The sequence below is a fragment of the Streptomyces sp. TLI_053 genome (genome assembly GCF_900105395.1).
Classification (GTDB): domain Bacteria; phylum Actinomycetota; class Actinomycetes; order Streptomycetales; family Streptomycetaceae; genus Kitasatospora.
In genome coordinates, this window is sequence record NZ_LT629775.1 from 6,049,882 (window position 1) to 6,061,560 (window position 11,679).

The 11,679-nt window shown below is 72.2% G+C and carries 14 protein-coding genes; 5 read left to right on the forward strand and 9 right to left on the reverse strand.

The features are described 5' to 3' along the window. The first annotated feature begins 134 nt into the window (after positions 1 to 134). Both BLU95_RS24965 and BLU95_RS24970 read left to right on the forward strand, forming a co-directional pair. Complete coding sequence (locus BLU95_RS24965) at positions 135 to 701, forward strand: toxin-antitoxin system HicB family antitoxin (protein WP_093861960.1); 567 nt, start codon at positions 135 to 137, stop codon at positions 699 to 701. 100 nt (positions 702 to 801) lie between these two features. Next, positions 802 to 1,638, forward strand: coding sequence for a DUF4097 family beta strand repeat-containing protein (locus tag BLU95_RS24970; protein ID WP_093861961.1), 837 nt, complete (start codon positions 802 to 804; stop codon positions 1,636 to 1,638). Between the two features lie 132 nt (positions 1,639 to 1,770). On the opposite strand, the gene BLU95_RS24975 is transcribed toward BLU95_RS24970, so the two are convergent. Beyond that, the gene (locus BLU95_RS24975; protein WP_400752910.1) at positions 1,771 to 2,529 is read right to left on the reverse strand and encodes a TetR/AcrR family transcriptional regulator; all 759 of its coding nucleotides are present in this window, start codon (positions 2,527 to 2,529) and stop codon (positions 1,771 to 1,773) included. 155 nt (positions 2,530 to 2,684) lie between these two features. Here BLU95_RS24975 and BLU95_RS24980 point away from each other — a divergent pair, with 155 nt between their 5' ends. Then, entirely contained in the window at positions 2,685 to 4,208 is a 1,524-nt protein-coding gene (locus BLU95_RS24980) for an MFS transporter (RefSeq protein WP_093861963.1), read from the forward strand. A 107-nt stretch (positions 4,209 to 4,315) separates the two neighbouring features. Here BLU95_RS24980 and BLU95_RS24985 read toward each other — a convergent pair whose 3' ends face one another. From BLU95_RS24985 to BLU95_RS25010, 6 genes are all read right to left on the reverse strand, one after another. Then, a complete protein-coding gene (locus tag BLU95_RS24985) occupies positions 4,316 to 4,993 on the reverse strand; it encodes a peptidase inhibitor family I36 protein (RefSeq protein ID WP_093861964.1) in 678 nt (225 codons plus the stop codon). A gap of 115 nt (positions 4,994 to 5,108) precedes the next feature. Further along, the gene (locus tag BLU95_RS24990) at positions 5,109 to 6,134 is read right to left on the reverse strand and encodes a CU044_5270 family protein (protein ID WP_093861965.1); all 1,026 of its coding nucleotides are present in this window, start codon (positions 6,132 to 6,134) and stop codon (positions 5,109 to 5,111) included. Further along, a complete protein-coding gene (locus tag BLU95_RS24995; RefSeq protein WP_231977767.1) occupies positions 6,131 to 6,757 on the reverse strand; it encodes an RNA polymerase sigma factor in 627 nt (208 codons plus the stop codon). The genes BLU95_RS24990 and BLU95_RS24995 overlap by 4 nt, the downstream gene beginning before the upstream one ends. Positions 6,758 to 6,847: 90 nt before the next feature. Then, positions 6,848 to 7,033: a DUF397 domain-containing protein gene (locus tag BLU95_RS25000; protein ID WP_093861967.1), complete on the reverse strand. Its 186-nt coding sequence runs from the start codon at positions 7,031 to 7,033 to the stop codon at positions 6,848 to 6,850. Positions 7,034 to 7,170: 137 nt separating this feature from the next. After that, positions 7,171 to 7,356 carry a DUF397 domain-containing protein gene (locus BLU95_RS25005; protein WP_093861968.1) on the reverse strand — a complete coding sequence of 62 codons (186 nt, stop codon included), beginning with the start codon at positions 7,354 to 7,356 and terminating at the stop codon, positions 7,171 to 7,173. Positions 7,357 to 7,363: 7 nt separating this feature from the next. Further along, positions 7,364 to 8,206 (reverse strand): helix-turn-helix domain-containing protein, encoded by an 843-nt coding sequence (locus BLU95_RS25010; RefSeq protein WP_093861969.1) that lies wholly within the window; start codon positions 8,204 to 8,206, stop codon positions 7,364 to 7,366. A 208-nt stretch (positions 8,207 to 8,414) separates the two neighbouring features. On the opposite strand from BLU95_RS25010, the gene BLU95_RS44335 reads away from it, so the two are divergent. Further along, complete coding sequence (locus BLU95_RS44335; protein WP_159424987.1) at positions 8,415 to 8,777, forward strand: ATP-binding protein; 363 nt, start codon at positions 8,415 to 8,417, stop codon at positions 8,775 to 8,777. Further along, positions 8,774 to 8,896, forward strand: a complete 123-nt coding sequence (locus BLU95_RS45220) for a hypothetical protein (protein ID WP_286158583.1) — start codon at positions 8,774 to 8,776, stop codon at positions 8,894 to 8,896. Before BLU95_RS44335 ends, BLU95_RS45220 begins: the two co-directional genes overlap by 4 nt. Before the next feature lie 357 nt (positions 8,897 to 9,253). Here BLU95_RS45220 and BLU95_RS25025 read toward each other — a convergent pair whose 3' ends face one another. Beyond that, complete coding sequence (locus tag BLU95_RS25025; RefSeq protein ID WP_093861972.1) at positions 9,254 to 10,162, reverse strand: aminoglycoside phosphotransferase family protein; 909 nt, start codon at positions 10,160 to 10,162, stop codon at positions 9,254 to 9,256. 75 nt (positions 10,163 to 10,237) lie between these two features. After that, the gene (locus BLU95_RS25030; protein ID WP_159424988.1) at positions 10,238 to 11,449 is read right to left on the reverse strand and encodes a serine hydrolase domain-containing protein; all 1,212 of its coding nucleotides are present in this window, start codon (positions 11,447 to 11,449) and stop codon (positions 10,238 to 10,240) included. Positions 11,450 to 11,679: the final 230 nt, after the last annotated feature.

Sequence of the window (11,679 nt, forward strand, 5' to 3'; positions counted from 1 at the left end):
GGTTGCCGGCGGGGCCTTCGGCGTTTCCGGTGCGGGTCGCCGGCCGGGCGTGGCGCCATTCACTCGTTCGAGTGGCGCCACGTCGTGGCGCCAAATCGCTCGACATGGCGCCACGGGTGTGCCATTCTTCTGGCATGGACCTCACGCCGTACGTCGACAACCTCCGGCACGAGCTCGCGGTGGCCGCGGGTGCGGGCGGGGACGAAGCGCGCGCTCTGGCCGAGCGCCTGACCCTGCCGCTGGAGTCGGCCGCCCGGCTCACGCTGCTGAACGCCCTCTCTGCCGCGATGGGGGAGGTGACCAGGGAGCTGGCCCCCGGATCGGTGGACGTCCGGCTGCGCGGGCTCGACCCGGAGTTCGTGGTCACCGTGCCGCCGGGCGCCGACTCGTTCCACGGGCCGGGGCCGTTCCACGAGGCGGGGCCGGCCGGGCCCGGCCCGGTGGCGCCGCCGATGGTGCCACCGGTGGCGCCGCCCGGTGCGGGCGGGGAGGGCGAGGACGGCACCACCGCCCGGATCAACTTCCGGCTGCCCGGTCACCTCAAGGCCCGGGTCGAGGAGGCCGCCGGACAGGAGGGCCTCTCCGTCAACGCCTGGCTGGTCCGGGCCGTCGCCGCCGCGCTGGAGCCGGCCGCGCCCGCCGGGCCCGGGCCGAGGGCCGGCCGCGGGGTCGGTCAGGGCTTCACGGGCTGGGTCCGCTGACCACCGGCTCCGTCGGCAGTCGGCCCCACCTCTCGAACATCCGTCAGTAACCCCTTTTACCTGCGGAAACGCAGCACAGAGCCACGAGGACGGAACAGCCATGCCTTCTTTCGACACCCCGGGCCCGATCCGCGCCACCCTGCGGTTCGACATCGGCGCGGTCCGGATCACGGCCGCCAAGCGCACCGACACCCTGGTCGAGGTCCGCCCGACCGACCCCGGCGCCGCGCTGGACGTCCGGCTGGCCGAGCAGGCCACGGTCTCCTGCGCCGACGGCGCGCTGCTCGTCAAGGTCCCGAAGAAGCGCGGGATCTTCGGGAGGACCGGATCGGTCGACATCACCGTCGAGATCCCGGTCGGCTCCTCGGTGGACGCCGACGCGCCGATGGGCGACTTCTCGCTGGAGGGCGTCTACGGCGACTGCCGGATCAGGACCTCGGTCGGCCGGATCCGGGTCGAGGAGGCGGCGGCCGCCGAGCTGAGGAACGAGCTCGGCGAGGTCCGGCTGGGGCGGGCCGACGGGAACGCCGAGGTGGCGGCCTCCGGCCGGATAGAGATCGGCACCGTCGGGGGTGCGCTGAAGGTCGACAACCTCAACGGCGAGACCGTCGTCGGGGAGGTCGGCGGAGATCTGCGGGCCGTGGCGGCCAACGGCGCCGTCACCGTCGGCACCGCGCTGGCCGGGGCCGACCTCCGGTCCGCCAACGGCAGTCTGCGGATCGGCGAACTCGTCCGGGGTCGCGCCGCGCTGGAGACCGCCGTCGGCACCGTCGAGGTCGGCATCGCCGAGGGCACCGCCGCCTGGCTGGACGTGCACACCGGGGTCGGCTCGGTCCGGAACGCGCTGGACTCCTCGGGCGCGCCCACCGGGGGCGGGGAGACCGTCCAGGTCAAGGCCCGCACCCAGGTCGGGGACATCGTGATCCGGCGCGCCTAGGGCGCGTCCTCGGGACCGCCCGCGGCCGCCCGGACGGGGGGCGGCCGCGGGCTCCGGCGGGACGGAGGGCGGCGGGACGGGGAGTCCGGGCCCGTGGACCGGAGGCCCGCCCGTCCGCTGCCCGACGGGGGATCAGCGCGGCAGGCGCAGCGCCAGGCCGTCGAGGATGACCTCCAGGCCGTAGTCGAACTTCTGGTCGCGCACGAGGGCGGGGTTCTCGACGGCGCCGGCCGCGGCCTGGGCGAAGGCGTCGGCGAGGAACTCGTGCCCGGCCACCGCCTCCTGGGCGGTGGGCATCAGGCCGGCGACGAACTCGGACTCGGTCCGGCCGCTCCGGGCCACGGTGGTGAGGAAGGCGGCCTCCGTGGTGCTCATCCCCAGGACGAAGGAGAGCACGGTGTCGATCGCCCGGGAGGGCTCCGGGAAGCCGGCGGCCGAGAACAGCGCGGCCATCCGCTCGGACACCCGCGCCAGGTTGGGGCCCAGGTAGACCAGGCCGGCCTGGCCGATGACGGAGCCCAGCCAGCAGTGGCGCAGGGTGGTGGCGCGGAAGGCCCCGCAGGTCGTGATGACGTCGGCGCGCCAGTCGGCGGTGCCGGGGTCGGGGACGGGGATCTCGCCGAAGACCTCGTCCACCGCGAGCTCGATCAGCTCGTCCTTGGTCGCCACGTGCCGGTAGAGCGAGGTGGCGCCGGCGTTGAGCCGGGCCCCGAGCTTGCGCATGGAGAGCGCCTCGACCCCGTCGGCGTCGAGCATCGCGATCGCTTCGCGGACGATCGCCTCCCGGCTGAGCACGGGCTGTTCGGGCTCCCGCTGCCGCCGGGCCCACACGGACGGGATCGGGTTCGTCGCCTTGGCGGCCACCGGCTGGTCCTCCTCGGAATCGGTCACGGATTCAGTCACGGATTCGGTCACGGAAATCCCTGCGTACACCGTTCGCATCAAGCGTACAGGAATCAGGGTTGCGCACACTGTTCCAGCGTGCGTACAGTGTTCGCATCGACGGTACATCGTACGCATCGGGCGTACTTCGGAGGGGAAAAGACATGGAAGGCCGTAACCCACGGCGCTGGTGGATCCTGCTCGTGCTGTGCCTCAGCACGCTCGTCCTGGTGGTCGACAGCATGGCGCTCACCGTGGCGGTGCCGTCGATGACCGAGGACCTCAAGGCCACCGCGCAGGACACGCAGTGGATCCTCGACTCCTACATCCTGGTCTTCGCCGGCCTGCTGCTGACCTCGGGAAGCCTCGGTGACCGGTTCGGCCGCCGCAAGGTGATGATCGTCGGCCTGCTGCTCTTCGGCGCGGCCTCGCTGGCGGCGACGCTCTGCACCAACCCCGGTGAGGTCATCGCCAGCCGGGTGGCGATGGGCGTGGGCGGCGCGCTGATCATGCCCTCGACGCTGTCGATCCTCATCACCGTCTTCGACGAGGACGAGCGGGGCAAGGCCATGGCGGCCTGGGGCTCGGTCTCGATGCTCGGCCTGGTCGGCAGCCCGGTGCTGGGCGGCGTGCTGATCGACCACTTCTCCTGGCACTCGATCTTCTTCATCAACGTGCCGGTGGTGGTCGTGGCGATCACGGCCGCGCTGCTCCTGATGCCCGAGTCCAAGGGGCCCTGGCAGAAGCCGGACCCGCTGGGCGCGGTGCTCTCGGCGGTCGGCATGACGGCGCTGATCTGGTGGATCATCGAGATCCCGAAGCACGGCGCGTTCGGCGGTGCCTCGCTGGTCTCCCTGCTGGTCGCGGTCGGCGCCCTCGGCGGCTTCGTGGTCTGGGAGAACAAGGTCGCGGAGCCGATGGTCCCGCTGGCACTCTTCAAGAAGCGCAACTTCAGCGGCGGTTCGCTCTCGCTGACCCTGGTCCAGATCGGCAACGGCGGCCTGCTGCTGGTCCTCACCCAGTACCTGCAGTTCGTGCTGGACTACTCGCCGGTCAAGGCGGGCACGGCCTTCGTGCCGATGGCGGTCGCCGCGCTGATCGGCAACGGCGCCGGCGCCGGGCTGAGCGCGAAGACCGGTCACCGGCCGCTGGTCCTGGTCGGCATGGGCCTGATGGCCGGCTCGTTCGTCCTGCTCAGCACGGTCGACGCGGACACCGGCTTCACCGTTCCGGCGGTGGCCCTGGCCCTGCTCGGCCTGGGTGCCGGTCTCGCGATGCCGGCCGCGGTCGGCGCGCTGATGAGCGAGATCCCGGCCGAGAAGGCCGGTGTCGGCTCGGCGCTGAACGACACCATCCAGCAGGCGGGCACCGCGCTCGGCATCGCGATCCTCGGGTCCCTGCTGGCCAGCGGTTACGCCGACAGGATGCCGGCCGGCTCCTCCGAGCAGGCCAAGCAGTCGATCGTCGGCGCGCTGGCCGAGGCCGAGGGCGACCCCGCCGCGGTGCACGCCGCCCGGGAGGCGTTCACCTCGGCGATGTCGACCACGCTCATGGTGAGCGCGGCGGGTGTCCTGGCGGCGGCCCTGGTGGCGGCGCTGGTGCTGCGGAACCGGAAGCCGGGCGCCACCGCCGAGGTGCCCGAGGTGCCCGGGACGGCCAAGGAGGACGTGGCGGAGCTGGCGGTCTGACCGATACGCGGCACGCGAAAGGCCGGCACCCCGTCACGGGGGGCCGGCCTTCGGCGTACCTCGGCACGCCGGGAGCACGCCGGGAGCACTTCGGTGCACCGGGTGCCTCAGAGCACGATGTAGTCGGCCTTGTCGTTCCAGCTGCCGCCGTAGGGGTAGCTGAGACCGGTGAGGTTGTAGCAGTTGCCGTTCCACAGGTAGACCGACGGGTCCGGCTGCAGGGTGCGGTCGTCGTAGAGCGTCAGGTCCCCGCCGTTGCGGAACACGCAGGCGGAGCTCGCCCGGTCGCGGAAGGACCAGTCGGAGAGGTACTTGGTGCCGGGCTCCGACCAGCGCAGCAGCAGACCGGAGAAGTTGATGTCCTCCCAGAGGCAGGCCCAGCCGGACGGGCAGTCCGCGGTGGACTGCGCCACCTGGCCGCCGGCGGCGGGGGCCGCGGCACCGGCGGCCTTGGCCGTCTGGACGGACCGGGCCGCCGCCGGGTCCAGGGTGGTGAGCGCCTGGTCGGCCTCGGCGACACTGTCGTGGCAGTACACCGCACCGCCCTTCACCTCGGTGCAGACGCTGGCGCCCGCCCAGCCCTTGGCCAGGTCGATCTTCTTGCCGCGGTAGGTGGCGATCACCGGCGTGGACGGCGTTGCCTTCGCCGGGCCGGCGGACTGCGGGGCGTCGGCGGACGGGGCCGTCGGAGCGGACGGCGCGGGCGTCGCCATGGCCGCCGGGGCCGCGAGCGCGAGCGCGCCGGCGGCAGCGGTGACGACGGCGAGCGTGCGGAAGGAACGCACGGTCAGCTTCTCCCTTGGTGAGTCGTGGCAGGACAGTGCTGCCACGACCCAACGCCGGATCCGGCGTTCGCACAATAGTTCCGACGAGGACCGGACAATGGCTGACCGAATTCGGTCATTGGCTTGATTCTGCGGTCGCGACCGCGACCCCCTCTCCAGGAGCGCCCACGATGCCCTGCGCGACCAGCGCGACGGAGTTCACCTCGTCCCCGGCCCGGCCCCACGGACCGTCCTTCACGAGCACCGCGCGCTTGCCCAGCAGCCGCATCGTCCGCTGGTCGAAGATCCACTCGAACCGGGTGCCGTCGTGTACCCGGGCGACGGCCACCCCGTGGCGGCCGACCGCGTCGACCGCGTCGTCGACGGTCGTCACCCCCGGGATCCGGCTCGCCGCCCGGTACAGCGCGGCGGAGACGGCGGGCGGCGCGACCGCGTTGCACAGCAGGTCGCCGATGGTGACGAAGGCCTCCTGGTCGGAACCGGTGGTCGAAGCGGATCCGGCGCCGTGGTTGTACCCGGCGTCGGCGTAGATGAGTTTGGACAGTGCCTCGGGCTCGCTCGGCAGGCCGGCCAGCATCCGGTAGCTGGGCGCGTTCAGGGAGACCGGGTCCGGCGCGGGAAGCTGCTGCTCACCGCCGTCCCGCCGCTGGAGGCCCGGGCGGGCGCCGTTCACCGCCGTCCACCGCTCGGTGTTGGTCGTGGTGGTGCTGCGCTGCATCGAGCCGTCGGCGGACTCCGCCAGCGCGGTGGTGTGGCCGACGGTCCTGATGTAGGTGTACTGGCTGTCCTGGGCCGAGGGCTGCGGCTGGGTGTAGGCGACCCTGGCGATCCGGTCGAGCAACTCCACGGAGGCGGCGGTGGCGGGCGGCGCCGGATCCTCGGAGGAGGAACCGGGGGCGAGGGTCATCGCCGTGATGGCCGCGGCGGTGGCGACGGCGGTGACCAGGACCAGGCCCCGCCACCGGGCGGTGAGGCCGGAGAACGGGCGCGGCCGGGCGAACTCGGTGAGCAGGAAGTCGCGCCGGTCGGCCAGTTGGGAGAGCGAGGGTTCCAAGTGGGGCGGCGGGGGGAGCAGCCGGGCCAGTTCACGGCGTTCGCAGTGCTCGTCCCACTCGGTGTGGTCGGTGCGTGGGTTGGTCATGGCCGCCTTTCCTGGTGGTGGCCCACGGACTGATGACTGATGGCGAGACCGGCGGGCGCCGACGGGGCGGAGGGGACCCGTGGAGCGGGGGGATCCTCGGCGTCGACGATCCGGCGGAGCTTGTCCCGGACCCGGGAGAGCCGGGAGCGGACGGTGCCGACGGGTATGCCCAGCGCCCGGGCAGCCTCCGCGTAACCGAGGCCCGACCAGACGACGAGCGTGAAGACCTCGCGCTCGGGACCGCCCAGTTGGTCCAGCGCGCGGACGGCGGCCGCAGCCGTGTTCGCGTCGGTGATCCGGCCGACCACCTCGTCGGCGAAGTCGGGGATCGGGTCGCGGCGGGGGAGGCGGGACATCGCGTCCCGGTGCCGGCGCGCGGTGCGGGCGGTGTTGCGGAGCACGTTGGTGGCGATGGCCAGCAGCCAGGCCCGGGGGTGCAGGACCTCGTCGCGGAGCTTCCGGCGGAGCCGCCAGGCTTCGAGGAAGGTCAGCGAGACGACGTCGTCCGCGAGGTCGCGGTCCCCGGTGGATCTGTACGCGTGCGCGAAGACCGTGCGAGCGTGCTGATCGTAGAGCTCGGCGAACACTTGGCGCTCGCCGGCCTGCGTCTGCTTACTGGACAAGGAGGACTCCACGCAGATCTGGTGTCCGCAGGGCGGAGGGGGTTCCAGGGAATTTCGGGGAAATTGAGGAGACCGGTACTTGGGGGAGGGTCAGGCGTCGAACTCGCCGTCGTGGATCGCGGTGAGGAGGTCGCGCCACTCGGGGAGGGTCAGCCGGGTCACCTCGGTGGGGCGGAGGCTGCTGCGGAGGTGGACGGTGTCGGCGGTGATGGCCACCTCGGGGCAGTTGTTGCCGTCACCGCAGAGGCTCGGCCGCTGCCACAGGAGTTCTTCCACGGGTCCCTCACTGCTCCTTCAGGATGTCGGAGATGAAATCACACGACGCAGATCCAGTGTCCGCAGAGTGGATGGGGTTCCACGGACGTCGGGACGGCCGGCGCCCCGGGGCGGGGCGCCGGCCCGGAAGGAGCGGGTCAGGCGTCGAACTCGCCGTTGCGGATCCCGGCGACGAGGTCGCGCCACTCGGCGGGGGTCAGCCGGGTCACCTCGGTGGGGCGGAGGCTGCTCCGGAGGTGGACGCCGTCGGCGGTGATGGCCACCTCGGGGCAGTTGTTGCCGTCACCGCAGAGGCTCGGCCGCTGCCACAGGAGTTCTTCCATGGGTTCCTCACTTGTCCTTCAGGATGCCGGAGATGAAATCACGGGACTCGGTCGGGCCGAGTGCGCGGTCTCGCATGGCGCCGATGATGTGCCGGTAGTTCTCGAGCTGGGTCACCTCGGTCAGAAACATTGGCGATCCTACGGAGTCCAGCTGGACCGTATCGAGGCGAGGCACGGGGCCACGCGCATACATGACGGCGTGGCCGGCACCCTTGAAGCCTCCTGACCGGAACTCCAGAACCCGCAAGGTGATGTTGGGCTGCTCGGTGAGGGTCAGCATGTGTTTGAGCTGGGCGCGGGCGACACCTGTGCCGCCGAACTCCATCCGTAGCGCGCTCTCGTGCACGATCGCCTCGTAAGTCCGATCGCTGTGGGACAGGATCTTGGACCGACGAACGCGATTCTCCACCCGTGCTTCCACACTCAGCGGGCGCAGTGGTGGATAGACCTCACGGAATATCTCCCTTGCGGTGTCCTCGGTCTGCATCAGTCCGGGGACATGGCAGATCTGGTAGGTCACGAGGCCGTGTGCGTAGTGCTCCAACTCGGAGATTTCCAGTATTCCGGCAGGTACCAGCCCTCTGCGTTCCTCCCACCAGCCCTTCGACCTGTCGGAGGCCATCGCGGCGACCGCATCGACGTACTCGGCGTCACCTTCCTCGTACTCGTCGGCGAGGGTGATGACTCGCTCGGCGCTGATCGGGTAGTTGCCTTGTTCGATCAGCGTGACCTTGCTTCGATCCACGCCGAGAACTGCGGAGGCGTCTCCTGCTGTGCGGCCGGCAGCCTCGCGCATCTTGCGAAGCTCGATGCCGACCCGCTTGCGACGGGCAGTTGGGGTAGGTGGCATGCGCCAAGCATCCACCTGTCTGACTGTGCCAGTCCAACCTCAATGTAGGCACATCTTCTTTGATCGGCTGGCAAATTTGCTAGCCATTGCCCTACAGTCTGTGATGCACCGCTCACCGGATGGAGTGTCATCAGCTTCCCGGAACACGGCAGTTGGCACCCTCATGCCTCCGTCCGGTGCGCCTCCACCTGCACCGCTGGGAGTCCCCATGTGTAACCGCAACACCCCCTCCCTCACCGTCGCCCGCGAGGCCCTCCGGTCCGCCATGGTCCGCACGGGGTTCCACTCCGAGGTCATCGCCGATGCCGAACTCGCCCTCGCCGAACTGATCGTCAACGCCTGGCGCCACGGCGGTACGGCCGCGCCCGTCGTGCTCGTCCTCATCCTCGGCCGGACGCTCCGGGTGTCCGTCGGCGACGACTCCTCCGACCTCCCCGAGTGCCGCACGCTCGCCGGCTTCGCCGAATCCGGCCGGGGCCTCCAGCTCGTCCAGGGCCTCACCCACCGTTGGGGCTCCGAGATCCAGAAGCGCGGCAAGCTGGTCTGGTTCGAGCTCGACCACGCCGCGTGACCATGATCGGACTGCTGATCCTCGTCATCGCCGCGGCCGTCGTCGGCGCAGTCTGCCGGGTCCGGTCGGACCTTCTCCACGACCGCCACCGTGAGGGCGACCGGCGCATACCCGAGTAGCCGGTCGGGTGTTCGCGAGCCCGCGCGCCCGGCCTGGCCGGCTGCCCGGTCGGCCAGGTCGGGCGCACCTCATCGTCCCCAGGGCGCACCGCCCCCGTCCATCTGCCGATCGGCGGGAGCGGAGTCCTCCCCGGAGCGCAGGCCGGCCCGTTCACCTCGTGCTGTTGGCGTCCTTAGGCACGTCGAGAGCCCCGAAGTACGCCGCCCCTGCGGTCGTGCTCACGTTCCTTCCGATGTCCGATCAGCCCGGGAGATGCGCCCTGACATTCTCGACCGAGGCAGTGAAAGGCAGTGAGCACACCCTCTGGTCCGGCCTGAACCAGGAGCAGTGGACCCTGGTCCGGGGATGACGGCCGTTCACGCCTCCGCGACCACCTCGCGGATCACATGCCGGGCGTTCTCCGCCATCGACGGGTTGGTCTCCCGGTAGTACGGCAGGGCGTTCAGTGCCAGTGCCAGCGCCCGCCCCCGGCCGCGCCGCCAGGTGGCGTCGTCCACGTCGAGCGCGGCGCGGTAGACCGCCCGTGCCCCGGCCGGCAGCAGGTTCCAGGCCGGCATCAGGTCGCAGGAGGGATCGCCCGTGCCCGCGCAGCCGAAGTCGATCACCGCGCTCAGCCGCCCGGCGTCGTCCACCAGCAGGTTGCCCGGCATCAGGTCGGAGTGCAGCCACACCGTCCGCCCGTCCCAGGCCGGTGCCGCCAGCGCGTCCTCCCAGAGGGCGGTCACGGCCGGGCAGTCGACGCCCTCCTCCGGGAGGGCCCGCAGTTCCTCGATCGCGGCCCGGGTCTCCTCGTCGAGCAGGTCGATCGGCCCGCCCCGGTAGGCGGGCGGGGCGTCCGGCAGGGTGAGTGCCCGCATCGCCGTGACGAACCCGGCGAGGTCCTCGGCCAGCCGGACCGGATCGCGCAGCGCGCCCGGCCGGGGGTGGGTGCCCTCCTGCCAGCGGTAGACCGACCACGGCCACGGGTACCCCTCGGCGGGCCCGCCCGCGCCGAGCACCTCGGGGACGGCGACGGGCAGGAGCGGTGCCAGCCTCGGCAGCCACTCCTGCTCCATCACCAGGTCGGGCGCCCCCCAGTCCACCAGCGGCAGCCGGACCACCATCGCCTCGCCCAGCCGGTACATGGCGTTGACGGTGCCGCCGGAGGGGAAACGGGTGACCGGCAGCCCGGCCCAGTGCGGGAACCGGCCGGCGACCAGGCGCCGGACGAGGTCCTCGTCGATGGGGTGCTGGCCGGGGTGCAGGTCCACGGTGTCGCTGTTCATGGGGCACCATCCGACCGCCGTCCGGCCCGGCGGGGCAACTGCTTTTCGCTCGCCGGACCGCCCGACGGCCGGGTCTCAGCGGGTGGCGCCCCGCAGGGCCGACAGCGCCTCCGCCGCCGCGGCGGCCGCGCCCGCCGGTGCCGTCGGGCCGCACAGCGTCTTCACCGCGAGTCCGACGACCGCCGCGTCCAGCCCGGACTGGTCGGTGCCCTCGTAGGGGTTGTACGACAGCGCGACCTGCCGCTTCCCGTCCGCCGTGCCGAACAGCAGCGTCCCCCAGCCCGGCAGGCCCCCGTCGTGGCCCCACAGCGGGCCGCAGCCGAAGTCGGCCTGGGCCACGCCGAGCCCGTAGAAGCTGTGGCCCGAGCCGGTCGGCACCGTGGTGGTGAGCGCGGCCTGTTCGGCGGGCCGCAGCAGCTTGCCGCCGAACAGGGCGGCGTGGAAGCGGTCGAGGTCGGCGGTGGTGGAGATGCCGTTGCCGGCCGCGCCGCCGACGGTCGTGTTGAGCCTGGTGATGTCCGCCGGCCCCTCCGCCAGCTTGGCGTAGGCGCGGACGTGCGGGCCGCGCAGCCCGGTCTCCGAGCCGGGGAACACGGTGTCGTCCAGGTGCAGCGGCCGGACGATCCGCCGTTCCACCTCGCTCTGCCAGCTGTGGCCCGTGAGCTTGTCGATCAGCAGGCCGGCCAGGATGTAGTTGGTGTTCGAGTACTTCCAGCCCTGGCCGGGGGCGAAGTACGGCGCGTGCGCGACGCCGATCGCGACCAGTTGCTCGGGCCGGTAGTCCTGCCAGCGGCGGTTCCCGAGGGCGTAGTCGCGCAGGCTCGCCTCGTCCTGGAAGAAGAACTGCGGGTCCTCCAGGTAGTCGTACAGGCCGCTGGAGTGGTTGAGCAGCTGGCGGACGCTGATCGCGCCGCCGTTGGGGACGAGGCCCGGCAGGTGCTTCTCGACCGGGTCGTCCAGCCGCAGCCGGCCCTCCCCGACCAGCTGCAGCACGACCGTCGACACGAACGCCTTGGTGACGCTGCCGATCCGGAACCGTCCGGCCGCCCTGACCGGCTGCCCGGTGGCCAGGTCGGACGTGCCCACGGCGTCGCGCCAGACCCGTCGGCCGTTCTCCCGGACCTCGGCGAACGCGGCCGTCGAGGCGCCGTCCGCGACGAACGCCCGCAGTTCGGCCCGCGCGTCCACCCCGCCCCGGCGGGCATCGGCCCCGGCCGGGGCGGGTGCCGCCACCGCGGCCGGGGCGAGCGCACCGACGGCGGCGGCCGCCAGGGCGACGGCGGCCAACTTCCGGCCGATTCGACCGCGTCCACTCAACTTGCTTGTCGGGTAAGCGTTCTGACCGAACGTCATCATCAATCCCTCCGGCCCGGACCTCGGGCCCTCCGGCTCCAGGCTCGCAGTTGCCCCGGCCGGGCCGCGTCATCCTGCGGACCGGCCTCGGTCGTCCCCGTCCGTCCGACGGGGGTAGCGGGCGCCCCGGTCGAACGGCGGGGGTCGGGGGTCGGGCGATCGCC